The following is a 26077-nucleotide window of genomic DNA, read 5'->3' as shown; positions in this document are numbered from 1 at the left end:
ACCGGTCTTTGCGGTTGTCGATTACGAGTCATCTCGCCTTGGGCATACCTGCCAATACGTCGGTCAAATAAGAGTCTAGTTGCGGCGTGAATCGAGATTGAGCCAAGTCATGATATCCAACCCCCATCACTTTGCCCATGATATCCTGGTCGAGCCGGTAGAACTTTCCGGCGTCGAACGGAACCAAGATTCCATCCTTTATGAGCTTGTCGACGAGAGCTACTCCGCGTTCATCTTTGGTCATCCGATTAGAATCAATCTTGGCTGCCAACCGTACAAGCGCGCCCTTACTGTGAGAGCGAAAAGCTGTAAGAATCCGTCTCACACGACGTCGCATGAAGTCCACTCCCTCGTCGGCAGCAGCCGGAATGTCGACGACGTGGCTATTCCAAGGGAAGATGGTGGCGTTCGGCCAGGAAACCGAAAGTGTCGCTCCGTCGCGTACGGTCACGGTCTGAACACCAGTGAGGTCGGCTTCTTCGGCAAAGATTGTGGCAGTTTGAAATTCTTTTGCAGCATCCGCTGCATTTGGGTGCACTAGAACTTGTTTCGCCGAGATCATAAGTGCCTGGACGGCGAGTTCGGTGGGCGCGCCAATCTGCTGAACGATACCGTCGCCCAACTGCATCATTATTGGAGCGTCCACGTACACATTTGAAAATGGCGAGTGGAGTTCGAGCATTGAATCATTTTCGCTCGGGTACGGTCCCCAAGTCTTTCCATCGAGCGGATCGCCCTTCGAATCGACCTTTGCTAAGATTTCAAAACTGACCTCGATAGTCGAAGCATCTTGGTCCAAAACCTCGAGCTGCACGCGCTGACCTGGTGTAATTTGCGAATTCAGCGCCTGATAAAGGATGCCAACGTCAGCCAAAGGCATCTTCGCTCCCGGCTCTGACTGCAGTTGACGATCATAGAGTTCGAAGAAAATACCTGACATGAGGTTAGGTTTTGCAAGCACGGCCTTTCGGACGAGATCTGCGTGACCCGATTTTCTCAACGCCCAGGCCACGACAAAAGCGGCAAACACAGGATTCGAAGCTGCTCCGCTTGCGGAAACGAACGGGTGTTGTGGCGCAAAAGTCTCAACCATCTCCTGATAGGTTGTGTAGTAAGCCTCCTTCGGGAGTTCTGGATACGGCGGCGCTGTTCCGCCAAACAAGTTAAACGAGACCTGCTCTAATTGGTCTTCGACAGTATATAACTTACTGAGCGTACTGGCCGAGGCATCGGCATGCTGCTCTTGGAACTGACCTCGGAGCTTTTCTTGTTCACGTTCGAGAATCGACAGCGTGATGTCGTCAATCAGGTCTATCTGGCTCGCCGACGTTAGTTTTGCCATTTTGGCCTTTGGGTTAAGGCCGTCTCCTTCAAGAGCAAACTCGCAGATGGCGTCGAGCACCGGCGCATATCCAGCGAAATTGGTTTGATCGCATCCCGCAAGCGCTTTCAGCTTCACTCTGGCCGACTCCGCAAGCTCGCGAAAAACGTCACCGTGGGTTCGGAACGCTGCGGCGACCTTTTCGGAGCGCGCTGCAACGATCGGCAATTTGTTGATCAGATATTGAGCCGCTTGATCGTCGCCAAAAAACTCGACCTTGAAGAGGGCAACTTTGAACCCGTTTGCGGTCAGCAGCAAAAATGCGTTTTCTGCCGCCAGAGCGCGCCCAAGGAGAACCGCTGGCAATGCCGAAGCGCTACCGGCGATTCCCGCCAAGTCGAGGAGACCTGCTTCATAACTTTGAGGTCCCACTCGCATTTGGGCTTCATCGAGCGCATCGACTACCAGAGCTATCTTCCCCTTGCCGGCGTTTGACAGGGCATCAAGTCCAAATGCATTTGCCAACTCGCCTTTGAAGAACCCCCCACCCAGCGGCGCTGTTCTGGCCAGGTCCACAATGACGGATTTGGTAGCGGCGGCGAGCGCCCTAGCGTAGGAACTTTTACCGACCGCACCCGGAGCGGCGATAATGAATAACTGCGCATCTGAGGGATCGCCCTCGACCAGCGACAGTGTTGGCTCGACGAAGCCGGGCATCTCCAAGGTGTTTGAGGACCAGCCTGCTATTTTGCTGATCCCAGCGTTCTCGGCACCTGCAAGCTTCTGCTTCCAAAATTCCTCAATGTTCCACATTTTATTGCTTCCCCTGAAACCAATCGGCGACTGCGCGCCAAAATGATGCGGGCTGCGCGACTATCGTCTTAGGCGGCGACGCGGGTTGAGCACCTGCCTTTCCGAAGAAATTGTCTTGCGCGGTCAGATCGCCCGCGCGTGCAGCCTGAATCTCTTCGTCCGACCAACTATCCGCCCACGACACACGACCGTTTTGCAGCCAATAGTGCGACTTGCAAGCTAGCGACCAGCTGCCGACAGATGGATACAATGAGATATTGATACCGTCGAAAGTGAGCTGCCATTTCGTTGGATGTATCGGCGTCACTACTTCGCGTCCGCATCCGCACAGACAGTTATGCGCCGAGGTAGCGTACTTAATGCACACATAAAGGATGCCTTCGTCTAGCTTGTCTGGGAGGGTATCTACAAAGACATGTGAGTAGGACAATCGCCTTTGCGACAACGTTCCGTGCTTATGCCGCGATGTCATCGTCGCCCTCATCTTTCAGCAACTTATTCGTACTAATCACATAAGTGGTGTTGAAGCTCGGGCTGGGGTCGAAATAGAAGCCGCAGAGTTTTTTCCATTGGATGATCGCCAGCGCCGCATTCAACGCGTTCATTTCGGCGATTTGGATATTGCGAGTATAGATATTTTCGGCCGCGTTATCCGCGCACGAAATACAATCCCAAACGTGATCACGATGCCCAGGCGTCGAAGTCGTGACCCGAGCGATACCTGTCAGGACATCGTCGGCGAGTTCGATCCCCATACCGACGTCGATGAAAGGCTTATCAGCAACGTGCAATGTATCGATTAGCATTTTCTTTGCTGGTCCAGAATCCATGCAAATGAAGACAAAATCCATTGTCTGCATGAAACCCAATTCTGATCGACCAACAAAATTGGGATGAGCGGTGATTCCACGATGCATGCGGGAATAGATCGCTTTGAAGTAGTCGACCTTCAACATACCTTTTTCGAGCTCATCGCTAGACGGTGCACCTGGCGCTCTGAAAGCATTGTGCTGAAAAAACCTGTCACCGTCGAAGAGATGGATCTGGCCAACCGGCGTTTTTGCCAACAAGTCGAGAAGGTATGATCCCGTCCCGCCCAGACCCACGATAGCAACCTTGGACGTCATCAGCTTTTGGCTGAGAAGCGCGATGCCAGCACGGCTCGAAGCTGTATCAATGTATTGAAAAGCGGCACTGTCTTCGGTGCTGATGAGCGGCCGCACGAAGAGCGGTGATGCAGCGGGGTCGATTGCTTGCGCATACCCGGCTAAAATGTCAGCGTAAGTCCGGACTTTTTCGTAATAGTCCTTGTAGTGACCGACCTTCGGCTTGCTTGAAAATGCGTGGTCCACAAAGAGTCCAGGCGCTAACTGCTGTCGTTGGCTCTGGTTCCGCACAGCCTCGATTGGGGCTCCTTCGTTCGTACACGGGAAGCCCCCCTCAAAGTGGATGACGTGAGTGCTCGGTTGCTGCGCACGATCGCCGAGCATTGTAAGCTCACTAACCAGCGTGCCGCGGCAAACGTTTTTTTGAGCATCGACGTACGGGATGTCGGTTACCACAAGGTACCCATCGCGTACGTCGATGTTATAACCCTCATCCCTAAGTCGAAGAAGATCGGGATTACGATCGACTGGTTTCTGTGACATCGAAAACCATTCCGTCTTGGATTTTTACGGTTTGTCCGGGGACCATTTTGCCTTCGCGGTTGCGAGCCGGCCCGTTGCTATAGGCGACCGTGTAAACAGTTTGCGGCGACGGCTGCGTCTCCGGAAAGGCGAGCTTCACAACACGCTCGAACGAGATCTTCTTGCCCGTCACCGTCTTGCGCCGCGCATTGACGATGATCACATGCTCAACCTTGTGGGGATGACTCGCGTAGAAGTGTTCGTCCTGGACGAGCCTGATGCTTGGTGCATCTTTCGAAATGAGCTCATCTTCGCGATCGCCGGTCACCTCGCGGTAGAACACTTCGCCCTCCGGCACATGGGCAGCCGCGTAGAGCGCCTCGCCCGGGATAGGGTTTGGCAATTCAAGAGGCCTTCCATCGACGTGGATGCGTGTTTTTTGGCTGCTATCGTCGGCGCTCATGGCGGTGCTCCTCGGCGTTAACTAGTCAAGTTTCTTGATATATCAAGTTTATTGAATAGTCAAGTAACTTGAGCTATAATTTGAACGATGAGTAATCAACATGAAAGTAAACGGCGTTGGGGAGCTGACCAACGTCTTGAATTTATTGAGTTTCGGCTCTTCTGGGACGGCAAATTGAACCGCGGCGACATTGTCGATCGGTTCAATGTCTCGCCTACACAGGCATCAGCGGATCTCGCAATTTACAAGCAGGCGGCACCGCAAAACTTGGACTATGACGCGTCGCAAAAATGCTTCGTGGCGACCAAGAACTTCACGCCGACGATTTTCCAGCCCAACGCTGATCGTTATCTCGTTCAACTCAAGGCGATAGCAGACCAGGTTATATCTTTGTCCGATACGGGCATCGGAAGGATGCCTACGATAGATGCGATGCCCATTCCGCATCGTCGCGTGGATCCGAATATTTTGCGTCCACTTCTTAGGACTATTCGCGGCCAGCGAGGCTTGCGGGTCTTTTATCATTCCATGAACTCAACATGGCCGCTGCCGCTTTGGCGAGCCATTACGCCCCATGCGTTTGCTTTCGATGGTCTTAGATGGCATGTGCGCGCGTACTGTCACATCGAAATGATCTTCAAGGATTTTATTTTGTCGCGCATCCTCGAGCTAGGTGAAGAAATTGAACCTGGCAAGCTGATAAGTGAGGACAAACACTGGCATGAGTATTTTGACGTCGTTCTCGTTCCGAATCCAGAACTCACAACTAGTCAGCAAGAAACTATCGCCTGGGACTATGGAATGACTGATGGTGTGCTGCACCTACCGGTCCGACGCGCACTCCTCTACTACTTCAATAAACGCCTTCGGCTTGACGTGGCCGAGAAGTTGGACGACCCCAAAGAAAGGCCTATCGTTCTTTCAAACAAAGCTGAATTTCAACGCGCCCTCAAACAAACGAAGATATAACTTCGGCGCGAAACGCGAAATCACTAAGTGACTTTCGACGATTCAAAAATAAGGAACGATGTTGGTCGCCCTCCTCCATCGAACAAGGCCGGTTGCGGGAGCCTGGATTTGAACCAGCGATCTCAAGTTTACGAGCCTGACGAACTGCCGGCCTGCTCCATCCCGCGTTACTGGGGGATGGCCCGGGAACTCTCATGAACGCGGGTGGAATGGTATTCACTGAAAAATATCTGTCCTGATCGACCTCTTGTGAGCACGATCTCAAGCAACTGTTCGAATTGGCGCCCGGCGGGATAGCCGGCAGGTCTTGTAGAAATCCCGCTCATTGGCCACGAGCTTCGGAAAGAGCTTTTTTCAGACTGTCGCCAACAGAAAAATCGTTCCGCGGCCCAAGCTCTCAGATAATAGGCCCAGACATAGTGCTGGTTCGCGAGCGCCGGCATTCAGGGATCTGCTGGCGTCGGTGGTTCGGCGCTCGTCATGAGGTCATCAAGATTTGTCATTCGACGACGGCTTCGGCGCGGTGCCTTTTGACGACCGCGCGTTGTTCGCGATATCCAGCGCGACCTCCATGACCTCCTTGGCGACGATCGGCTTGTCTCCGCGTTTAATTCTGAGCGCGATGATCAGAGGCTCCATGGTGGATCCGAATTCGTCCTTTGCGAGCATGCTGCTCACGCCGTCGCCGTGGCCCGCTGCCGCCACGGCCATGGCTGCATCCACGAACATGGAAGTGAGTTCACGCTGCTGAGGCAGTTCCTTCAGCGCAAGCTCCAGATGCCGTTGTGCCCGCTCGGCCTCGTTGTGGCGAACCAGGGCTTGCGTGAGAAAGAGGTGCGCCTCTGCATAAGCTGGCGACAATCGTATCGCTTCGGACGCGTCTTCGATCTGGCTGTCCAAGTTGTCTTGGCGAAGCCGTGCGCGCGCAAGCAGGCACCGGGGATCGGAAGGATCGGAAGCCATCGCGCGCGCTATCAGTTCCTCGCCTTCTGCGCGTTGCACGCAGCGGGACAGTCCTGTCAGCGCCTGGGTGCCGTCTTTTCGCAACTCGAGCGCACCTCGATAGGCACGGCTGGCGTTCTCGGGATTGCCGTTTCGTGCCGCGATGTCGCCTTCGAGTACGGCGCAGCAGTAGCAGGGCATGTCGCCCGCGAACCATGCCGTCATCGCTTCCTGCGCAGCCGTTTCCTCGCCGCGGTGGACGAGAAATTCGGCGAGCATGTGCAGTGCTGAGCAGAATCCGTCCTTTTGGCCGAGCTCTGCGGCCCTGCGGAAGGCTTCTTCGGCCTCGGACGTCCGCTTCGGCAACGATCGGAGGAGGAGGGCCAGCGTCAGCCAACTGCGCGCGTCGTCGTTGTCGTTGTCCAGCGCCTTGCGGGCATACGCCTCGGCGACCGCCTTGTCGCCGCCCGCACTTGCAAGGAAGACGGCATGCGTCCATGCATCGCGGTCATCGTGGAGTTTCTCGATCAGCGCCTGCGCGACATCGAGGAGACGCCGTGCCGGCTCGCCGTTCCGTTGCAGGGCTCGCGCATAGCTGACGAAGACCATGGGATCTTCGGCGCCGAGCGCGATTGATTTTTCCAAGGCATCGGCGGCGTCTTCGTCGTTTCCGTCGCGCGCGAGGACGAATGAGCCGAGGTCGGCCCAGAGCCGCCAATCTTCGTGTCGTTCGGCGGCGCGTCGGAGCAGATCGATTCCTTCCTGCTGCCTGTCCGTATCGCTCAGCAGCTCGACGAGTGCCCGGCGGCTCTGGATATGCTCTTCTTCGTCGACACCGTCGCGCAGCAGGTCCTCGGCGTCCTTCGTCCGGCTTTCGTCTTGCAAGATGCGCGCGTACGCGGCTCGGGCGCCGTCGGTCAGGCGGTCGAGCCGATGTGCTCGTTCGTAAAGCTCGATCGCCGCCTCTCGCTGTCCTTTTGCTTCCTTGATCGCTGCCAGCTCACCAATGGCCAGACCGTAGTTGGCATCGATTTGGAGCGCAGTTTCGAAGGCCGTTTCGGCCGCGTCGGTCTCGCCTGCAACCAGGTAGGCCAAGCCCTGGATTGAATAGCCCGAAGGGTTCGTGGGATGCAGCCTAATGACTTCGCCGGCCGCGTTGATCGCCTCACTGGTTCGATCTTCGCTGAGATAGAGGGAGACAAGCCTCATCCTCGGCGCCATGGCATTTGGGCGTAATTCGGTTGCTTCCAGATACAGTTGGATGGCCTGCTCAATGTCACCATCTTCCGCAGACCGTTCGGCCCTGTTCAGCAACTTCTCCAGCGCGTCGTCGGCTCCTCTGGGCTCCGCCATGGGCAGCGCCGCTTGCGCCCGGGCTGTTTCGGCCGTTGCCTTCTGGTGTGCCGTAAAGGAAGTCAGGAAGTCGGGAGGCGTTCGTTCCAAGAGGGTCGGGACCAACGTCGGGACGCGTGCCAAAATGGCGTCATAGAACGCGTGATAGTCCATGCGGCTGTCGGGACGAACCGAACAGGCTTCACGGGCAAGCGTCGCGGCCGTGTCGATCAGTTCGTCGCGGTCGTAGTAGTCGGTCATGAACGACACCAGCGCGCGGACGCGGCTGGACGGGTGGCTACGGCGGCGCATCAGGTAGTAGATGTTGAAAAGCCGCTCGGATGCGGAGTAGAGGGCAGATTTGCCGGTGCCGGTGCTCTTGATGACGGCGCCGCGTTCGGCAAGGCGCAAAAGCATCGTCGAAGCCGTATTCACAGTCACGCGTGCCGCCTCGGAGATTTGCTTGGCGGTGGCCGGATCCCATGCCTCCAGCAACGCCGCGAATATCTTCCGCTCCGTCGGAGGAAGGCGATCGAGCTGGCTTTTGAAATATTCGGTGTTCTGGTCGATCAGGAAGTTCAGGTTTTCCATCAGATTGTGAAGCGAAGGCGACCGCATGAACTCCGCGAGGATGTGGAGCAGCCTTGGGCTCCCGCCGGTCAGGATCTCGAGCGGGCGTATTCGTTCGGTCTTGATGTCCTGCTGCGTAAGCGAATTCCAAAGCTCGCGGCATTCTTCGCGCGAAAGCGGCTTCAGATCGAGTCGGAGGAAATCGGACGGGAGGGCGACGTTCTCATCGGTCATCAGTTGCGCGACGGAGGTCGCCAGGACGCCGAAGGTGTCGGCGTCGGAAAGTCGCTTCAGGAGATCCTTGGCACCTGTGCCGATCTGATCGTCGAGGATAGTCTGGAAGTTCTCGACGATGATCAGAAGGCGCTTTCCGATGCGCTTCGAATAGGACCGCAATGTCTTCAGGGCGAGATCGATGAGCTCTTTCTCGCCAGGCTGAGCCAGGGCGTTCTCGTAGACATCCTTTATGGTCCGCTCATCCGAGCGGTCCTGAAGATGGAACAGGCATTCGAGGAAAAATTCGCCCGGGGTGGTGATGGCGTAGCTTTCCTCCCCGAAGAAAATGGGGTGCCAGCGCGCGTGCAGCGTACTGTCGCGATTCACTTCCGCCAGCACGCGGCGGCACAGGGTTGTCTTGCCGGCGCCGCGCGGCGCCACGAGCAGGACCCGAGGTGGAAGCGGGGCATCGTCGCGGAATGGCCTAAGGGTGTGGGCGAGATCCGCTTTCCGGACAATGAAGTTCTGGACGGACTCTTCGTCCGACTGGAAGCCGGGATTAAACCTGAACGTTGGGGCCATCTAACTCGCTGAAATATTTGTCTTTTTCGAGATACCCGAGCGTCGGACGCGACGATCGCATCCTACATGCCAACAATTTTGTTGGCAAGACTTGCGAATCTGTAATTCTTCAGCCATGGTCACCAACAAATTTGTTGGCAAAGGTATAATGGTGTGATGCGCCCGTACGAACCTTGGAATGATCCTCGCCGGGCTGGAACCAACGAAATGGGCGTTCTCGTCTGCGAGAACCCGCAACAGCAACCGGAGGTGAATGTGACGGCCCAACTTAAGGTTCTTGCCGCTGAAATCGAGCTGCCGAAGGGTATTCAGAGCATCCGTCCTCTTCCAGACGACGCGCTCGGCGCGCTCTGGACGTCGATCATCCTGGAGCCCGCGATCAAGCAGAAGCTCTTGGCTCAGGCAGCCCTCAATTTCTCCATGCGTGGCAAGGTGTCGCGCACCGTGATCCCGCTGCACGGCGTCATCCTGCTGGTCGGACCGCCTGGCACGGGCAAGACCTCGCTCGCCCGCGGTCTCGCTCACCGAGTCTCAAAGGCTTTCCCCCAGGACAAGTTCCGCTTGATGGAGGTCGAGCCCCATCAGTTGGCGAGCTCGTCGCTGGGCAAGAGCCAGCGTGCCGTCACCGAACTTTTCAGCCAGGCCATCGCGGAGGCGGCCACGGCGGGGCCGGTCGTGGTGCTGCTTGACGAGGTCGAGACGCTCGCGGTCGACCGCACCAAGCTGAGCATGGACGCCAATCCGGTCGACGTGCACCGCGCCACCGACGCGGTTTTGGTGCAGCTCGACCAGCTCGCCGAGAAGTATCCCCAGCTCCTGTTCATCGCGACCAGCAACTTTCCGCGCGCGGTCGACAGCGCGTTCACGTCGCGCTGCGACCTCATCCTGGAGATCCCGCTTCCTCCCAAGGATGCCTGCACGGATATCCTCAAGGATTGCCTGACCAAGCTCGGCCTGACCTATTCCGCCATCGGCAAGCTGGTCGACAAGCCGGGATTTGCGGAATGCGCTGCAGCCTGCGTCGGGCTTGACGGACGCGCCATCCGCAAGATGGTCGCAAGCGCGATCGCCACCGACATCGATACCGCGCTGAACCCCGAGAAGGTCACCATCGCGCAGATCCTGGCCGCGGCCAAGAGCGCGAAAGCCGCGCGCGCGGCGGCGGAGCGCTGAAATGAGCACAGTCTACCGGCGCACCTTCGTCAGCACGCCTGCCCGCGACGCCACCAGGACCTGGAACGCGGTCGTCGATGCGCTCGCGCCCGGCGCCGCTCATCCGGCACGAAAGGAAATGCTGAACGTCGCCGGCATCGCATCCAGTATCATCTCGGACCATGCCCCGAAGGACCATGCGATCGTCGCGACCTGCGACGGTCCACGAACGCGGATCTACTGCCTCTTCGACGACGATGCGGTCGATGGCTCCGAAGCCAACGAAGCCGCGCTCGGCTACGACCCGTTGAAGGGCGACTGGGCGGTATCGCTGCCCTGCCATGCTGATGACCTCGAATGGGTCCAGCGCGCGCTCAAGCAACATAGCGCGCGGATCACCGCACGCGAACTCGACGCCGCCGTCGCCGCCGACCAAGACCAGGAGAAAACGGCGATGGCGCAGGTCGCGCTGGTGCCGGACATGAAAGGATTGCTCGAACCATGACCGCCGTCGCCGTTTCCGTCTATTCGTACACGCACTCGGTCACCTACGTGGCCGAGAACATCCTTAAGAGCCTGAAGGACATCATCCGCCTCAGTGGGCTCGATCCCGCCGAGTTCGTAGGGGATTGGGAAGTGAACCTCCGCGGTGTCAACGGCTGGCTGCAATCAGGGGATCTCGAGCGGGTAATGCTCGACATCTACGATCCCAAGACCGGCGAGCTGATCTTTCAATGGAACATCGAGATCTCCTACAGCTGGACAGGCGGTGACGGCAGCTTTTGGGCCGACACGGACGCGCTGAAGTACGCGATCCGCAAGGCGGGCCTGGCGCCGAGCGACGCGAAATACGAGTTGCGGACGAAGACGAAACCCGGACGTCACGACATCGCCGGCTGGAACAAGGCCCAAGCGCGCTCGACCGAGGGCATGGTCCGCCAGAGCGTCGGCACGACCGTCGAGCACAGCGGTCTCAGCGGCAACGCCTCGTACCTGAGGAGGGCTTGATGCTGACGACGAACGAAGCGTTCCACAAATTTAAGAGCAAGCTGGAGCTGAACCAGCGCGAACAGGACAACGCGTCGTCCCGCGAAAAGGAAGTGCGCGAATACCTGGACACCAAGTTTTCCATCAGTAACGATTTCCTGACCGGATCCTATGCGCGATGGACCAAGACCAAGCCGCTCAAGGACGTCGACATCTTCTTCGTGCTGAATCCGAACAAGCATGACTATCGTTCCAAGGCGCCGTCGGTGGTGCTGACCGACTTCTACGATGCCCTTGTCGGCAAATACGGCGAAAAGGCCACCAAGAAGCAGGGCCGTTCGATCAACATCGACTTCGGCGTGCATGCCGACGCCGATGACAACACCGATTACCGCATCATGAGCGTGGACGCCGTCCCTGCGTTCGTGGCCGGCGACGATTACGAGATCCCGGACAAGGATCTTGGCAAATGGATCAAGACCAACCCGAAGACCCATGCCGAGAAGGCGACCGCGGCCCATCAAGCCTATTCCAGCGAGTGGAAGGGCCTGGTGCGCATGGTGAAATATTGGAACAACAACCCGAAACACGGCGAGAAGCCGGTCAAGCCGTCGTTCCTGATCGAAGTCATGGCACTTTCGATCCTTCACGGCGGTTTCGGCGGCAGCTTCGACCGCGAGATCCAGGGATTTTTCGCGACGCTGGCCGATCGGATCTTCGATACTTGGCCCGACCCGGCGGGACTGGGGCCGCCGATCAGCGACGGCATGGACCAGGCACGCAAGGAGCGAGCGCGCAACCTCCTGCGGGCGGCCGAGCGCGAAGCCGCTTTCGCCATCGACCTGGCCCGCAAGGGGCGGCAGGGCGATTCGCTCAAGGCTTGGCGCGCGCTGTTCGGCCCCAAGTTTCCGGTCTCGTGAGCCTGCCATGACGCTCCAGCGCAGAGTACACTACCATGGCTGACGCGGTGCTACCGAGATGGCATGGCGACAATTACCAGTCGCGCGTGTTTTGGGAAAATGCCCTCAGCCTCCTGGATAAGGAAGGCACCTCGTGCATCGTCGAGGTGGCGTTCGAGGCCGACGGACCCAAGGCCTTCGACGATGTCGTCGTCCGCTACGATCCACCGGTGGCACGATCGGGACCCGAACGCGTCACCGCCGATTATCACCAGGTGAAGTGGCACGTCGAGCTCGGAGGTCGCTTCGGTTACGCGGATTTCGTCGATCCCGAGTTTATCGGCGCGAAGACGTTCTCTCTCCTGCAGCGCTTGGCCGAGGCGCGGCAGAAGGCCGGTCCTGGCGCCTGTTTCACGTTCCTAACGACCTACCGCATCAGGGATGATGATCCGCTGGCCGAACTGATTTCTGGGACCGACCGGTCCCTTCTGATCGAGAAGCTGTTCGACGGAACCAAAACCGACGGCAGCCGGATGGGTAAGGTGCGCAAGCTGTGGCGTGAACACCTCGGCTTGGCGGACAACGATGCCCTGCGCGGGGTGCTGACCGGTTTCCGAATATTCGACGGACACCGCTCGCTCGACGAGCTCAAGGAGTCGATAACGCTGCGCGCCAGGACGGTCGGCGTCATCACCAGCTCGCCCACCAGCTCCGATTTCCGGCTCGACGAGCTGGCGCGCGCGCTCAAGAAGCGCGGCCTCAACTCGTTCACGCGAGAGACGTTCAAGCAGATGTGCAAGGACGAAGCGCTACTCGCCGAGATCATCGCCGCCGCGGACCCCTACCTACCCGTCGCCGTTCGCTCGTTTCTCGGGCCCGCGTCGGACATTGTCGGCGCCTCGCCGGAGAACACGCTTCTGCTGACCGATTCCTTCCGACAGCGTTATCTTCGCGACGACCTCGATTGGCAGCGCGACATTCGCCCGCAGGTCGACAGCTTCCTGCGCGCGAAGGTCATGCAGAATCCGAAGCTGCGCCTGATCCTCGATGCCCACGCCTCCGTCGCCTTCATCGCCGGCTCGGTGCTGGACGTGAAGTCCGGGGTCTCCATCGAGCTTGTGCAGAAAGGCCGTGTCGGCTCGCGCCTGTGGCGAGCAGACGACGGGTCGGAGAACGGTGCTCCGGCGTTCCAGGTCACCGAGCATGCGCTGGGCGACGGGCAGGAGATCGCGGTGGCCGTCAGCGTCGCGCAGTCCGCTGAAGCTGCCGCACGCGCCTACTGTTCGGCATCGTTGCCGAAGGTCGGCCGGCTGATTAATTTTGCGCTGCCGGCCGGTCCAAGCCAGCGAGGCGTATTGGGCGGCGGACATGCGGCAGCCCTTGCCGAAAGCCTCGCGAACCACCTGCGGCTGACCAAGGGCAACGACGCCGACACCGTGGCGCACATGTTTGCCGCCGCGCCGAACGCCATAGTCTTTTATCTCGGCCAACAGCACCAGGCGATTGCGCCGTGCGTCGTCTACGAGTTCGATTTCGATCGGCGCGGCAACAAGAGCTACCAACCTTCGATGATCATGGATTGAAGCATGACCTCAGTCCGCCGCGCATCGTCTCGGCGGCCAATTGGAAGCATGTGATGAAGAAATTTCTCAGGTTGATTGAACGGGTCGGCCACTCCATCGGCCTTTTGCTTGCTATCATAGCCATCGTATGGATCGGCGTGTTCATCGGACGACCTGCGGAGAAGAGCGGGAGTCAGCCCTCCTTCGCGGGCGCGGAGCTGCAGAGGAAACGCCTCGCCATATTCCTCGACGGCACGTGGAACAGCATCAACAGCAACACGAACGTCTGGCGAATGCGGGCGCTTTGTGCATCGAAGAGCCAGGACGGCAAGCCCCAGCTCGTCTACTACGAGATCGGAGTCAACGGCTTCTTGGGTGGCGTCTTCGGCCAAGGGCTCGATGAGAACATTCGTCTTGCCTATGAGTGGATCGTTGAGAACTACAATGACGGCGACGAGATCTTCATCTTCGGCTTCAGTCGGGGTGCGTTCACCGCGAGAGCGTTGGCGAATTTGGTCGCCCTCGACGGCGTTTTGAAGGCCGGCTCGCCCATCGGGGTCTCTGAACTGTTCGAGCGTTACCGGAAGGGAAACGAGGAAACGATCTGGAAACTGAAGGAAATAGAAGCTTCCAGCGACACCGGCAAACTGACCGAACAGGAACGATGGCTGCTCAAATATTCCCAGCTCGCGAACGTGAAGATGATCGGAGTATGGGATACCGTGGGATCCGTCGGCGTTGCGGCCGGAAACATTCGGGGCATCAGCCGCTCGCAGTTCGATTACCTTCAGACGGGGCTGCGGCTGCCTATCCAGAATGGATATCACGCCATCGCCATCGACGAGCATCGGCCTGATTTCGCCCCCACCCTCTGGGACGTCCATCATTCGAAAGACCCCGGCGCGCCTGTCCCTCCGCTGCGGCCGCTGTCGGGCGTCGAGCAGCGCTGGTTCGTGGGCGCGCATGCCAACGTGGGAGGCGGCTACGAAACCGACCTTCTGAATCAGGCGCCCCTGCGCTGGATGATGAAGAAGGCGGAATTGCTCGGCCTTTCGTTACGCTCGGAAGTCGATCTTGACGGAGATTCGGTGACTGCACCGACCACCGATTCCTACGGGGCTTTCCTGGCCGGATATTACGCCAGGGTCTTTCCGCCACTCTACCGCACCATCGGCCGTGACCCCGATGAAAGGGACGATGGCAGCCACATCAACATCAACGAAACGATCGACGCCAGCGTCTTCAAGCGGTGGCGAGCCGACCCGACCTACCGGCCAAAGAATCTCGTGGAATGGGCGCAGCGCAAGAAAGTCGATCCAGCCCAGTTGCAGACTTCCGTGCGGGCCGACGACCCCGCAACTGGAGTGCCCGAATAGCACTGCAAGCCAGGTAGATAGCCGAAGACGCAGTTCCGGTTATTGATTTGCCGGATTGAAAGCGAGAAGCGCTCCCCGTGGGCCCCAGGACGGTCGAACCGGCTCGTCCTTTTTGTCCGCCACAGCCACCCAACATCCATACCTGCGCGCTTGATGTCTTGCTTGCCGGAGAAGTCTACGACCTTATTGCCTCAGACCATCATGGGGCGCAAGCATGCGCGGTAAGGACAAAAAGACGCCGGTCGAAGCATTTGGGTTACCGGGCAGTACACAAATGCCGTGTGCCGCGAAGCGCCCTCGCAAGAACCGCGGCACACCGCCGCCCGCGACGTTCGATATAGATACGCTGCCGGGCAGCTCAAATTTGACGGCACTAGAGGCGGCCGCGGTCATCCGGCGCACGCCAGGAGCGCTGGAGCAGTGGCGGCGCCACCCGAACCACCCGCTGAAATGGCGCCACGTCGATGGCCGCCCGCTCTATCGTGTCGATGCGGTGCGCGACTACCTCGCCGGATGCGATAAAGCCAACTAGGCCGTCTCAGCCGCATAATGCTCGCGGAGACGGCCGAGCAGTTCGGCCTTGATGGGGTCGAGAGGATTCGTTCGCTGCAAGCGCACGACCTTGCCTAGCCGTTTCGCGCCGACCAATTCCGCGATGTAGTCGTGAGCCGCTTCGAACGCCATCTTGCGGATGATCCACTGTTCGTCGTGATTGTAGACCTGGTCGATTCCACGCGGCTTTTGACCGACACATAGCCGCTGGATTTCGTTGTCGTAGCCGCAGCGTGACATGACGGTGCGCAAGCTGCGCCTCAAGTCATGCATGGTGAACTTGGCAACACGCGCTTCCTTGACCAAACGGTTGACCATCTTGGTGAAGCCCGACATCTGGCCCCCGGTCTTCGGCGACGGGAAGACATGGTCGGAGGTCGCGCGCTGGAAGTGTTTGGCGGTGGCGAGTACCTCGTCAACGAGGTGGGTGCGCGGCACGTCGTGGTGCAAGCCCATCTTGGTCCACGCCGCATCGAAGGTGATGCGGTCATCCATGATGTGCTTTTGCCACTTGATTATGGTTGGCTCGCTGCGGCGCGGGCCGCCGAGTAGGCACATGCGTACCAATAGCCCGAAAGCTCCGAGCTTGGCGGAGGCATGCCAGACCTTGATGATTTCTTCATCGGCCAGCGCGCGGCCCTTGGTTCGGCGTCCCACCCTCTGCGCACGTGTTTCCTTGGGCTCGCGATAGCCGGCGAGCACGTTGTGTTCGACGTAACCTTCGCCGACACACCATTCGAGGAAGGTGTGCACATGCTTGCGTAAGTCCTTGGCTGCGCCGCGCTTGCCGGTCTTGGCGATCTTATCAACCGCCGCCATGATCTGCCGCCGCGTTAACTTGCCGATGGCGAGAGCGAAATGATCCTTGAGACCACGTCGCAGCGCCGACATTGCCGGCTTCCAGTTGATCACCTGGCGTCCGGTCAGGGACGTCTCGTAGGGGCCATCTTCAATGATCAGTGCGGCTAACGTGGTGCAGTGCTTGTCGGCGAGTTGCTGCTGCTTGGCTTCCCGCTTGGCGTCGTTCGGATCAACACCCTTGACCACCTCGCCAGCGGCGATGGTGGCAGCCTGACGTGCGGCCTTCTCGTTGAATTTGGGCCATGCACCTAGCGTCTTGCGTTGGGTGCCCCTCATCCCAGGCTTCGTGAACATGTATACCCAGGTTCGGCCGCCAGTCGCACGCATCCTGATCGCAAGCCCTGGCTGCTCTGTGTCGTGGAGATAGTGCTGCGACTTGCCCGACGGCAGCGTGGCTGCACGGATCGCCGCGTCAGTGAGCTTCATGTAGCTCGCCGTCACATCGGCACTCAGATCCTTCCCGCTTGTTTCCATTGTTAGTGCCCTTCTACCTTGTGCCCCGGGGCACATAAGAGGGAGACCCGAGAATCGGATCACATACCGTTCCCTCTGCGTTCCCAGCTCTGTGTGCCCCGGGAGAAAAACTTACCGAGGGCACAGCCGGGGCATACAAAATGCGGTAGGGGCTGCTATGGGCAACTATGGCGGCTTACGGCAATAAACCCCTTCGCTACAAGGGATTCTGCGCTTTTACTATGGCGGAATTTGGTTAGCTATGGTCTACGGATTGTGGTTCACACGGGAGAGGTCCAAGGTTCGATCCCTTGTGCGTCCACCATTCAGCCTGAACCCTGCCGGGTGCAGAGCTGATTGTCGACATTCTGGTGCCCTTCGGAACCGCCTCATCAAAAAATGTCGAAAACAACCCCATGCAAAGTAGGTCATGCAAGCCGGATCAATGGGTTACGCCATTTCCGAACTTGATTGACTCGTCGGGCAAATCACCGGCACGATGGCATCCTCCGGGCAGACGTGCCATCGGACAACCTAGCCGCGGCTGAGGTCCCCGTTCCATCGTTCAGCTTAGGGCACACCGCTCAACGGGAGAGCCCACGCTTTACACCACCGGCACCGCTGTCAGCGAGCGACCGGAAAGCGTTGAAGAAAGAACTTGGCCGTGCGCGGGCGATGCCAGGCTGGTCCATGACCTGGCGCACCGGCTGCGCTGCGAGAAATCCGGCAGGGCCGGCAAGCGCCCTGCAGCCGAGTTGCCGCAGCTCTCGCCCCGCGAAAGGACGGCGCTGTGACCACCCTCACCCGGCAGCGCAACCACGATGTGCCACGCGAGAGCTAGCTAGCGTTGCGGCAGCCAACACGTCACGCATGAGGATACCCTCGACGTCATCTTGGTGAACGGACGAGGGATCGTTCAGCATCCGCGGCAGATGGATCCCTCAAGCATTTTTTCAAGCCGCGCATCCTCTTTATCGATGGCAGGACTCGTGCCGAGCGGCAGCCCCTTCATCGGATGACCGCCGACTTCGGCCCCTGGCAGCGCCGTGCCGAGCGAATTCGTTCCGGGTGTCGCCGCGCTCGTACCGAACGCGCCGCCCATCGACATATGCGAGCCCATGCCTCCTCGGGCAAACGCAGCCGAGGCCGAAAGCAAAAGGCAAGCCGCGACGCAAACAAACCAAAGACGTTTCATCTTCGTGCTCCATGTGTGTTGGGTTCTTCTTGAACTCGATTTAGAAAGTGCCGTGGCCCTTCGCGGCCGAAATCGTGGCCCGCTTGACCTTGGCAAACGCGCTCGTCTCGATCTGCCGCACCCGCTCGCTTGAGATCGACAACTCGAGCCCCAGCTGCTCCAGCGTCAACGGTTGCTCGGTAAGCCGTCTCGCCTCGAACACGCGCCGTTCGCGCTCGGTCAGCACATCGAGAGCGGCATGAAGCGCCTTTGATCTCTGTGTAGCCTCGTCATGCTCGGCAACCATCGTCTCCGAGTCCGGTCCCTCGTCGGCGATCATCGCTTCCCACTCCGTCGAGTGATCCTCATCGCCGAACCGGACATTCAGCGACAGGTCGCCGTGCAGCCGCGTATCCATCTCGACCACATCGCGCGCAGTCACATCCAGCTTCTCTGCAACGGCCTGGGCAGCTTCCGGGGTCAGCATGGACCCCTCGGCCGCGAGCGCCCTCATCGCGCCCCGAAGCCGGAAGAACAGCTTCTTTTGGGCAGCGGTGGTTCCGATCTTGACCAGGGACCAGGACCGCAGGATGTAGTCATGGATCGTGGCCTTCATCCACCACAGGGCGTAGCTCGAGAAACGCGAGCCGTGCCCAGGCTCGAAACGAGCCGCGGCGATCACCAGGCCGAGGTTCGCTTCCGCGATCAGGTCGGCGATCGGAAGGCCGTAGCCCTTGTACCGCCGCGCCACCTTTGCGGCGAGGCGAAGATGGCTCGTGATCAACTCGTCCGTCGCGCTCCGATCGCGACGCTCCTGCCAACGTCGCGCGAGTTGCTGCTCCCGACCACGCTGCAGCAGGCCGAAGCGCCTGATGGCGGCGGAATAGCCGTTGAAGAAGCCCGCTGCTTGAGGCCCTCCTGCACCAACGGCGCTGACACCTGTGAACGCGCTCTGACCTTGCATCTGCTGCTCCCATTTCGAGGCCCGGCAGCAAGACTGTAGGTCGGTGCACCATGGGGAGCCCACTAAATTGGAATTAAGAAATCTGAATTCGCGTTTAAGCAACGCGACCGCCGATTTCAGCGTGGTCGTCCAGCCGGCTCCTAAATCCATAAATCGCAATTTAGTGGGGTGAGAAAAGCAGGTGGCATAGAAGGGTCGTGAACGGTCGAAGCGACACATTACATTGGGAGCAATCGTCATGTCAGGCGAGACGTGCCAGCGCCAACCGAACGCCGAGCCAGCCGGAGGCCGCAGCGCAGCGGCACCCGTCACCGCCGGCGGCTTTTCGGTACAGCCGCAGGAGGCACTCCTGCTGGAGTCGGACTGCGCCTTCATTCGGTCATTCCTTGAAGCACCCTGTCTTGCCGTTCATGGTGACGACAACGAGCGTGCAGAAGCTCGTCAACTGGCGACAGCGATCAGACAGTTCGGCCTGCGCTCCGCCGTTCGAGGCACACCTGGATCGGGCGCGGCCGGCGACAACGGTCGGCGCGTCAAGGCCTTGCAGAAGTGGCGGCTGAAGCGGGTCATCGACCACATCGAACGCCACATCTCGTCGAGAATTACGTTGCTCGACCTGGCGGCCGTCGCGGGACTGAGCAGGATGCACTTCGCATCCCAGTTCCGGGCCGCAACGGGCCTGCGGCCGCATCAGTTCCTGTTGCGCGAACGCGTCCGAAGCGCCGAGGCGCTGATGCAGGATCCGACGATGACCTTGCTGGAAATCGCAATGGCCGTCGGCTTCCAGACGCAGGCCCATTTTACGACCGTGTTCAAGCGATTCTCGGGATGCACGCCGCGGCACTGGCGCATGATTCATCAGGCGCCGGCGCACATCCGCGCCGAACCGGAAGTCGCCGACCATCACTGAAACATCACGGGGATGGCTCACCGCTCGCGCTCGTGCGTTCGATCCTGACAGGAATTCCCTTAGACGACGGTGTGAAGCTGATGGGGTCGTGCGCGTAGAGCGGCACCAGCGGGTTGGTCTCGGGATAGTAGGCGGCACAGCCACCGTTCGGGAACGAATACCCGACCACGCGGAAGTTGCGCACCCGCCGCTCGATGCCATCGGTCGATACCGTCACCAGATCGACCCTGTCGCCATCGTCAAGGCCGCGCTTTTCCATCTCGTGTTGATTCAGGAACACGATATCGCGTTGGCCGTACACGCCGCGATAGCGGTCGGATAGCGAGTAAAGCGTCGTGTTGTACTGGTCGTGGCTGCGGATCGTGCTCAGCCAGAGCGTATCGGGATGGTCGTCGTTCGGATCTTCGCCGAGACCGTCGAACATAAGGAAGTTGGCCTTCCCGGTTGCAGTTGCCCAGATGCGTTCGCGCGCGCTCGAGACAAGGTGGAAACCGCCCGGCTCGCGAATGCGCGCATTGTAGGCCTGGAATATCGGGAACACGTCTTCGATGGCGTCGCGAATGCGATCATAGTCCGCAACAAAACCTTCCCAATCAACAACCGAGCGCTGTCCCAGGGTCGCCCGCGCCATCCCGGCGACGATCACGGGCTCGCTCAATAGATGCTCCGATGCCGGTTGATTGCGTCCGGCGGACGCATGAACCATCGACATCGAATCTTCCACCGTGATGGATTGCGGCCCGTTCGCCTGCGCGTCCACCTCGGTCCGACCAAGGCAGGGCAGGATCAAGGCATCGCGCCCATGGATCAGGTGACTGCGGTTCAGCTTGGTCGAAACGTGCACCGTGAGGTCGAGGTTCCGGATGGCCTGTTGCGTCAGCTGCCAGTCGGGAATGGCGGCGGCAAAGTTGCCACCCATCGCGATGAAGACCTTCACCTCACCACGGATCATCGCCTCGAGCGCCGTGACGACGTTGTGGCCGTGCGCACGGGGCGACTTGAAGCCGAAGCGCGCCTCGAGCCGATCAAGAAAATCGGGCGCTGGCGTTTCGGTGATGCCGACTGTGCGGTCTCCCTGAACGTTGGAATGGCCGCGGACCGGACAAATGCCTGCGCCCTCACGCCCGATATGGCCACGCAGCAGGGCAAGATTGGCCAGTTGCTGGACGTTCTGCACGCCGCGCCGGTGCTGGGTAATCCCCATGCCATAGACGATGATGGCGCGTTCGGCCCGCATGTAGACATGCGCAGCGTGCTCGATGTCTTCGCGGCTCAGTCCCGAGCGCTGCTCGATGTCGCGCCATTGCGTCGCCTTCAGGTCTGCCGCGAGCGCATCCAGGCCGACCGTATGGCCCTGAATGAACTCCCAGTCCAGAACAGCCTGTTCTCCGCTTGCGCGCGCCGCGCCGTCTTGCTCGACCAGTACCTTCATGATGCCTTTGATGACCGCGACATCGCCGCCGACCCGCACCTGATAGAGCCGCGAGCTGATCTGCGTCGAGCCGAAGGTTGCCATTTCAACGGGGCTCTGCGGGGCCTGAAACCGCTCGAGCGCACGCTCGCGAAACGGGTTGAAGGAGATGATCAGCGCGCCGCGCCGTGCCGCGTCGCGCAGGTTGGTCATCATGCGCGGGCTGTTGGTGCCCGGGTTCTGGCCGAAGATAAAGATGCAATCTGCCTTGTCGAAATCCTCCAGCACGACCGTTCCCTTGCCGACGCCGATGGATTGCGGCAAGCCCACGCTGGTGGCCTCGTGGCACATGTTGGAGCAATCGGGAAAGTTGTTGGTGCCGTATTCCCGTACGAACAGCTGGTAGAGGAAGGCGGCTTCATTCGAGGTCCTGCCGGACGTGTAGAACTCCGCCATGTTCGGATCCGGCAGTCCGTTGAGATGGCGACCGATGATCGAGAACGCCCTGCTCCAACTCACTGGAAGGTAGCGGTCGGAGGCCGCATCATAAGCCATCGGATGCGTCAGGCGGCCGACCATTTCGAGCTCATAGTCGGTCCAGCCCGACAATGCGGTCACGGTGTGCTCCGCGAAGAACTCCGGCGTGCAGCGCTTGGCAGTTGCCTCCCATGCTACCGCCTTGGCGCCGTTCTCGCAGAACTCGAACGACGACGTGTGCTTTGGATCCGGCCAGGCGCAACCCGGGCAGTCGAAGCCTTCGGGCTGGTTCATGCATCCGAGCGTCATTGCTCCCTTCACGGGGATGCCCTGCTCGAGCAGGCGCGCACTGAGGGCCTTGAGGGCGCCCCACCCTCCCGCAGGATGATGGTAGGGGCGAATTGCTTTCCGATCTGACATCGCGAGTCCCTCTTGCGGATACCGATGTCGGATCAGTTATGTCCCTGTTCGGAAAGTTCTTTCGAAAATGCCGGATCGCATCGCGTGACGCGTTTGTATCGCAGCGCGCAAAACGCCGTAGTGCATTCCGGAAAATCCGAGGTCGTTTCGGGCTTGGTCCGTTCCGGCGCCCTCCTAGCTTGAAGAGACAGGAAGCCGCCGTCGGCAACTCGCACACCATTGGAGAGCACGATCATGATTTCAAGACGAGACCTTCTTGCCGCATCGGCGATCGGTGCCGCCATGACCGTGTCCACGGCCAAGGCCAACACCTTCGGCAATCCCGACGAGCCGGCCGAGGGAGCGATCAATGCAAAGGGTCCTGGAAATCTGAGCGACCCGGGCCCGCAGAACAGGGCGCTTGGCGACCAGTTTCCGTCGGCGCAATCTCCGCCCGCCACTGATGTCGGCGGCATGCCGGAGACCTGGGCCTCTTTCAACAACGCACCGAAGCGAATCCAGAACGGCGGTTGGGCGCGTCAGGTCACGGTCGACGACTTTGCGATTTCGAAGGAGATTTCCGGCGTCGACATGCGGCTGACGGCCGGCGGCATCCGCGAACTGCACTGGCACCAGGCGGCCGAGTGGGCGATCATGACCTACGGCACCTGCCGCGTGACGGTTCTCGACGCACAGGGGCGTCCCTACGTCGCCGACGTCAAGGAAGGCGATCTCTGGTACTTTCCGGCCGGGGCGCCGCACTCGCTGCAGGGCCTGGGGCCGGATGGCTGCGAATTCGTCATTTGCTTCGACGACGGCCATGCCGACGAGTTCAACACCCTGCTCGTCACCGACTGGTTCGCTCACACCCCACCGGAGGTGCTGGCCAAGAATTTCGGCGTTCCGGCCGAGACCTTCGCCAAGGTACCGCTGCACAATTTGTGGATCTTCCAGGGTACTGTACCTGGCGATCTGGCGGCCGATCGTGCAGCCGTCCGGCATGACGCGCCTGTTGCAACGCATCCCTTCATCTTCCCGCTTGGGTCATCCCGTCCGGCCAAGTCTTCCGAAACCGGAAGCATCCAGATCGCCGATAGCGTGAACTTCGAGGCCTCCACCACAATCGCAGCCGCATTGGTCACGGTCCGACCCGGCGGCGTGCGCGAGATGCACTGGCACCCGAATGCGGACGAGTGGCAGTATTACATCAAGGGCAAGGCGCGCATGACCGTGTTCGATACCGGCCCGAAGGCGATGACGATGGATTTCAATGCCGGAGACATCGGCTATGTCAGCCGCAATCTGGGCCACTATGTCGAGAATGCCGGCGATACCGACCTGGTGTTCATCGGCGTGTTCCGCACCTCGCATTACCAGGAGATCTCGCTCTCCAACTGGCTCACCCATACGCCGCCGAAGCTCGTGGCCCAGCATCTCAATGTCGACGAAGCCACGATCGCCAGGTGGCCGCAGAACGCGCCCGGCCTGATGCCGAAGCTTTGAACCACGGCGCCATGGTCGATAGTGCCGCCGAACGCGCCGCGGGCAACTCGCCCGCCGGTCTCGGCGCGCACACGAAGACGACAGCAAATGGGTGGCGCGATACTGCGTAACCAAACAGCCGGTGTCATCACCCGCGGATGCGAGCCACATTCGAACCTCGATTCTGGAATCGCTCTCGCCGAGCTCGATGCTGGCGATTTCGCCGGCTCGTTCGACAATACCTTCCGTCAGCGCAAAACCGATTCCCAATTCCTCCAGGTCGGCCTGCGTCGCCATCAGAACGGCGCAGGTGAGGAACTCCTACCGGTCTTGCCGGTCGGAACACACAATATCGAAGTGGCCGCTGGGACCTGGTTGAATGACGAGCCGGAAACCATGCAGCTTGGCGATGGCCGTGACCAGGCTCAGTCCAAGCCCGACACCGGGTGTGTTGCGCATCTTGTCGGACCGATAGAAGCGCCGCAGCACCGCCTCGCGCTCCTCCTCGCCGATCCCGGGCCCGGTGTCGCTCACCCGAACGATCGACTCCTTCTCGCCTCGCAACAAAACAAGGCTCACCTTGCCGCCGGCAGCGGTGAACTTGATGGCGTTATCGACGAGATTGGCAACGGCCTCGAACAGCAGGTCAGGATCGCCCCATACGTAGAGCTTGCGATCGATATCGACGCCGAGCTCGATCTGCTTGTCCTCCGCGATCGGCTCGTAGACGTCGCAGACCTCGCGCAGGATCTCATGCAGGGCGACGTTGCCAAAGTTCGCGGAACGGCGGCTGTTCTCGATCTCCGTCAACCGCAAGAGCGCGGTGATGATAGCAAGAGACTGGTCGATGCCGGCGACAGCCCGGTCGGCGACGTCCTGGAGCTGCTCCAGCGTGGTTGCGTGGGTACGGCCTCGCTCCAACGCCAGCCGCGCCCGTGTCAGGGGGGTCCGGAGGTCATGGGCGATATCGTTGCCGACGCCAGCCAACGCGTTGATCATGGTTTCCATTTCATCGAGCATGCCGTTCACGATCACGGCTAGTCGTGAGAAGGGATCGTCGACATTGTGATGCGGCAGGCGCTCGCGCAGGTCACCGGCAACAATCCGCTGGACCCGCTGGTTGACCTCCTCGACGCGCCGCTGCGCGCGCAGGCTGAGCCAAGCGCCTGCGAGCAGGCAGAGGCAGAGCGCCGGCACGAGACCAAGCGCGAGCGCCTGCCCGACCACGCTCGATATCTCCCGCGTCTCGTCGACGTTTCGCCCGATGACCAGGAGGTCGCCGTTCTCCAGGCGCCTGCCCACGGCCCGCATCATCGGGTCGCGGCCATCCTCCGGGTTCGTTCGCGCCACTTTGGTGCCTTGCACCGACCCATCGATCCTGAACCCCGGAGGGACGCTTTCGAGATTACCGGCAAGCCGGTTGCCGCGCGCGTCGAACAATCCGGCAAACTGCACATGCCTGGAGTCCTGTCCGAGATGGTCCGCGATAGCATCAATGCGACGATCATGCGGCAGCGCCGCCATGTAGTCCGTCTGCATGGTGATCACACGATCGGACCGGTCAATCAGGTAAGCATCGATCTTCAAGTAGATGAAGCCAAATAATACGATCACGACGACCGCAAACAAGATCGCCACCATCGAGGTCCAGCGAAACGTGTTGGAACGCATGAAGTGGAACTGGCGCACCGATCCCGCCGGGCCGCTATTGCTATCTCCCGCCAACATGTCGAGCACCGAGAGGACTATGATTGCGCTCTGAGAATGAACCCGGAGCCGCGCACATTTTGGATCATCTGCGTCTCGCCGGGGCCGTCGACCTTGTGCCGCAAGCGGCCCATATGCACGTCGACAAGATTGGTTGTGGCCGGCACGAATTTGTAGTTCCAGACCTCCTCGAGCAGCATCGCCCGAGTCAGCAATTGATCGCTCCGCCGCATCATGTACTCGAGCAGCCGGAATTCGCGCGGCAGCAGATCCATTCTGCGGTCCCCTCGCTGAGCCGTCCGCTCGATCAGATCGAGCTCGAGAGCCCCGACCCGCAACGTAATCTCACGGGCATCGACCGGACGGCGAAGCAGAGCCTCGATGCGCGCGATCAGTTCGACGACCGCAAACGGCTTCGTCAGATAATCGTCTCCGCCGCTGCGCAGACCGCGTACCCGGTCATCCACCGCGCTAAGCGCGCTCAGCACGAGGACCGGGGTGGCCACCTGATCCTTGCGCAGGGTTTCGATGACGGTGAGGCCATCCATCCCGGGTAGCATGCGGTCCACAATCAGGACGTCGGGATCAATCGCACGCGCCTTGGCAAGACCGTGAACACCGTTCGACGCCCGCTCGACCTCGAACCCGAGCCCGCTCAGCTCGGCGACAATCTCCTCGGCCGTTCCGTCGTCGTCTTCTATCAGAAGAACCTTCGCCATCCGCTCGATCTCAAACACTCCGAAGCACTTCGCTCCCGGAGAGGACAGCATACGCTCGCTGACTGGCAAAGGCATAGCTCTCCTCCTACCGAGGACACTAATAGAGCAATGAGCCGGACCGCGCCGCCCGCCCGATCTGGCGAGAACCGGCGCCGT

General features: G+C 60.0%; 22 protein-coding genes, 1 tRNA gene and 1 pseudogene. 10 read left to right on the top strand and 14 right to left on the bottom strand.

Annotated elements, in window-relative coordinates:
* Window positions 1-28 precede the first annotated feature (28 nt).
* The 4 genes from ACP2YO_RS11680 to ACP2YO_RS11665 are packed head-to-tail and all read right to left on the bottom strand — an operon-like array spanning window position 29 to window position 4225.
* On the bottom strand, window positions 29-2134 hold the full coding sequence (locus ACP2YO_RS11680; RefSeq protein WP_426441010.1) for a hypothetical protein: 2106 nt from the start codon (window positions 2132-2134) through the stop codon (window positions 29-31).
* 1 nt (window position 2135) lies between these two features.
* Complete coding sequence (locus ACP2YO_RS11675; RefSeq protein WP_426441009.1) at window positions 2136-2606, bottom strand: DUF6527 family protein; 471 nt, start codon at window positions 2604-2606, stop codon at window positions 2136-2138.
* The gene (locus ACP2YO_RS11670) at window positions 2590-3783 is read right to left on the bottom strand and encodes a ThiF family adenylyltransferase (RefSeq protein ID WP_426441008.1); all 1194 of its coding nucleotides are present in this window, start codon (window positions 3781-3783) and stop codon (window positions 2590-2592) included. The genes ACP2YO_RS11675 and ACP2YO_RS11670 overlap by 17 nt, the downstream gene beginning before the upstream one ends.
* Window positions 3758-4225, bottom strand: coding sequence for a multiubiquitin domain-containing protein (locus tag ACP2YO_RS11665; RefSeq protein WP_426441007.1), 468 nt, complete (start codon window positions 4223-4225; stop codon window positions 3758-3760). The genes ACP2YO_RS11670 and ACP2YO_RS11665 overlap by 26 nt, the downstream gene beginning before the upstream one ends.
* 87 nt (window positions 4226-4312) lie before the next feature.
* On the opposite strand from ACP2YO_RS11665, the gene ACP2YO_RS11660 reads away from it, so the two are divergent.
* Window positions 4313-5194 (top strand): transcriptional regulator, encoded by an 882-nt coding sequence (locus ACP2YO_RS11660; protein WP_426441006.1) that lies wholly within the window; start codon window positions 4313-4315, stop codon window positions 5192-5194.
* Between the two features lie 92 nt (window positions 5195-5286).
* Here ACP2YO_RS11660 and ACP2YO_RS11655 read toward each other — a convergent pair.
* Both ACP2YO_RS11655 and ACP2YO_RS11650 read right to left on the bottom strand, forming a co-directional pair.
* Window positions 5287-5361, bottom strand: a tRNA-OTHER gene (locus ACP2YO_RS11655).
* A gap of 322 nt (window positions 5362-5683) precedes the next feature.
* Complete coding sequence (locus tag ACP2YO_RS11650) at window positions 5684-8836, bottom strand: tetratricopeptide repeat protein (protein ID WP_426441005.1); 3153 nt, start codon at window positions 8834-8836, stop codon at window positions 5684-5686.
* Window positions 8837-9091: 255 nt separating this feature from the next.
* On the opposite strand from ACP2YO_RS11650, the gene ACP2YO_RS11645 reads away from it, so the two are divergent.
* The 7 genes from ACP2YO_RS11645 (at window position 9092) to ACP2YO_RS11615 (ending at window position 15344) form a co-directional block, all read left to right on the top strand.
* The gene (locus ACP2YO_RS11645) at window positions 9092-10009 is read left to right on the top strand and encodes an AAA family ATPase (RefSeq protein ID WP_426441004.1); all 918 of its coding nucleotides are present in this window, start codon (window positions 9092-9094) and stop codon (window positions 10007-10009) included.
* Between the two features lies 1 nt (window position 10010).
* Window positions 10011-10493, top strand: a complete 483-nt coding sequence (locus ACP2YO_RS11640; RefSeq protein ID WP_426441003.1) for a hypothetical protein — start codon at window positions 10011-10013, stop codon at window positions 10491-10493.
* Window positions 10490-10996, top strand: coding sequence for an HORMA domain containing protein (locus tag ACP2YO_RS11635; RefSeq protein ID WP_426441002.1), 507 nt, complete (start codon window positions 10490-10492; stop codon window positions 10994-10996). The genes ACP2YO_RS11640 and ACP2YO_RS11635 overlap by 4 nt, the downstream gene beginning before the upstream one ends.
* Window positions 10996-11895 carry a CBASS oligonucleotide cyclase gene (locus ACP2YO_RS11630; RefSeq protein ID WP_426441001.1) on the top strand — a complete coding sequence of 300 codons (900 nt, stop codon included), beginning with the start codon at window positions 10996-10998 and terminating at the stop codon, window positions 11893-11895. Before ACP2YO_RS11635 ends, ACP2YO_RS11630 begins: the two co-directional genes overlap by 1 nt.
* Window positions 11896-11930: 35 nt before the next feature.
* Entirely contained in the window at window positions 11931-13457 is a 1527-nt protein-coding gene (locus tag ACP2YO_RS11625; protein ID WP_426441000.1) for an SAVED domain-containing protein, read from the top strand.
* The gene (locus ACP2YO_RS11620; RefSeq protein ID WP_426440999.1) at window positions 13454-14812 is read left to right on the top strand and encodes a DUF2235 domain-containing protein; all 1359 of its coding nucleotides are present in this window, start codon (window positions 13454-13456) and stop codon (window positions 14810-14812) included. Before ACP2YO_RS11625 ends, ACP2YO_RS11620 begins: the two co-directional genes overlap by 4 nt.
* A 214-nt stretch (window positions 14813-15026) precedes the next feature.
* Window positions 15027-15344, top strand: coding sequence for a hypothetical protein (locus tag ACP2YO_RS11615; protein ID WP_426440998.1), 318 nt, complete (start codon window positions 15027-15029; stop codon window positions 15342-15344).
* Here the strand turns inward: ACP2YO_RS11615 and ACP2YO_RS11610 are convergent.
* The 3 genes from ACP2YO_RS11610 to rpoH form a co-directional block, all read right to left on the bottom strand.
* Complete coding sequence (locus ACP2YO_RS11610; protein ID WP_426440997.1) at window positions 15341-16699, bottom strand: tyrosine-type recombinase/integrase; 1359 nt, start codon at window positions 16697-16699, stop codon at window positions 15341-15343. The genes ACP2YO_RS11615 and ACP2YO_RS11610 overlap by 4 nt on opposite strands.
* Before the next feature lie 895 nt (window positions 16700-17594).
* Complete coding sequence (locus tag ACP2YO_RS11605; RefSeq protein WP_426440996.1) at window positions 17595-17798, bottom strand: hypothetical protein; 204 nt, start codon at window positions 17796-17798, stop codon at window positions 17595-17597.
* 115 nt (window positions 17799-17913) lie between these two features.
* Entirely contained in the window at window positions 17914-18816 is a 903-nt protein-coding gene (rpoH, locus tag ACP2YO_RS11600) for an RNA polymerase sigma factor RpoH (RefSeq protein ID WP_426440995.1), read from the bottom strand.
* 238 nt (window positions 18817-19054) lie between these two features.
* Here rpoH and ACP2YO_RS11595 point away from each other — a divergent pair, with 238 nt between their 5' ends.
* A complete protein-coding gene (locus ACP2YO_RS11595; protein WP_426440994.1) occupies window positions 19055-19726 on the top strand; it encodes a helix-turn-helix domain-containing protein in 672 nt (223 codons plus the stop codon).
* Between the two features lie 4 nt (window positions 19727-19730).
* On the opposite strand, the gene ACP2YO_RS11590 is transcribed toward ACP2YO_RS11595, so the two are convergent.
* Together ACP2YO_RS11590 and ACP2YO_RS11585 are read right to left on the bottom strand one after the other, a co-directional pair.
* Window positions 19731-22034, bottom strand: coding sequence for an FdhF/YdeP family oxidoreductase (locus ACP2YO_RS11590; protein WP_426440993.1), 2304 nt, complete (start codon window positions 22032-22034; stop codon window positions 19731-19733).
* 32 nt (window positions 22035-22066) lie between these two features.
* A complete protein-coding gene (locus tag ACP2YO_RS11585; RefSeq protein WP_426443548.1) occupies window positions 22067-22318 on the bottom strand; it encodes a hypothetical protein in 252 nt (83 codons plus the stop codon).
* On the opposite strand from ACP2YO_RS11585, the gene ACP2YO_RS11580 reads away from it, so the two are divergent.
* On the top strand, window positions 22269-23516 hold the full coding sequence (locus ACP2YO_RS11580; protein WP_426440992.1) for an oxalate decarboxylase family bicupin: 1248 nt from the start codon (window positions 22269-22271) through the stop codon (window positions 23514-23516). The genes ACP2YO_RS11585 and ACP2YO_RS11580 overlap by 50 nt on opposite strands.
* A gap of 75 nt (window positions 23517-23591) precedes the next feature.
* Here ACP2YO_RS11580 and ACP2YO_RS11575 read toward each other — a convergent pair.
* The 3 genes and pseudogenes from ACP2YO_RS11575 to ACP2YO_RS11565 all read right to left on the bottom strand — a co-directional run.
* Window positions 23592-23792, bottom strand: a pseudogene (locus ACP2YO_RS11575) (formate dehydrogenase accessory sulfurtransferase FdhD); the annotation flags it as partial.
* A gap of 24 nt (window positions 23793-23816) precedes the next feature.
* Complete coding sequence (locus ACP2YO_RS11570; protein ID WP_426440991.1) at window positions 23817-25223, bottom strand: ATP-binding protein; 1407 nt, start codon at window positions 25221-25223, stop codon at window positions 23817-23819.
* Between the two features lie 17 nt (window positions 25224-25240).
* Complete coding sequence (locus ACP2YO_RS11565) at window positions 25241-25921, bottom strand: response regulator transcription factor (protein ID WP_426443136.1); 681 nt, start codon at window positions 25919-25921, stop codon at window positions 25241-25243.
* Between the last annotated feature and the right edge of the window lie 156 nt (window positions 25922-26077).

It is taken from the genome of Bradyrhizobium genosp. P (assembly GCF_049949265.1).
Taxonomy (GTDB): Bacteria; Pseudomonadota; Alphaproteobacteria; order Rhizobiales; family Xanthobacteraceae; genus Bradyrhizobium.
This window is presented reverse-complemented; position numbering and strand designations above follow the sequence as displayed.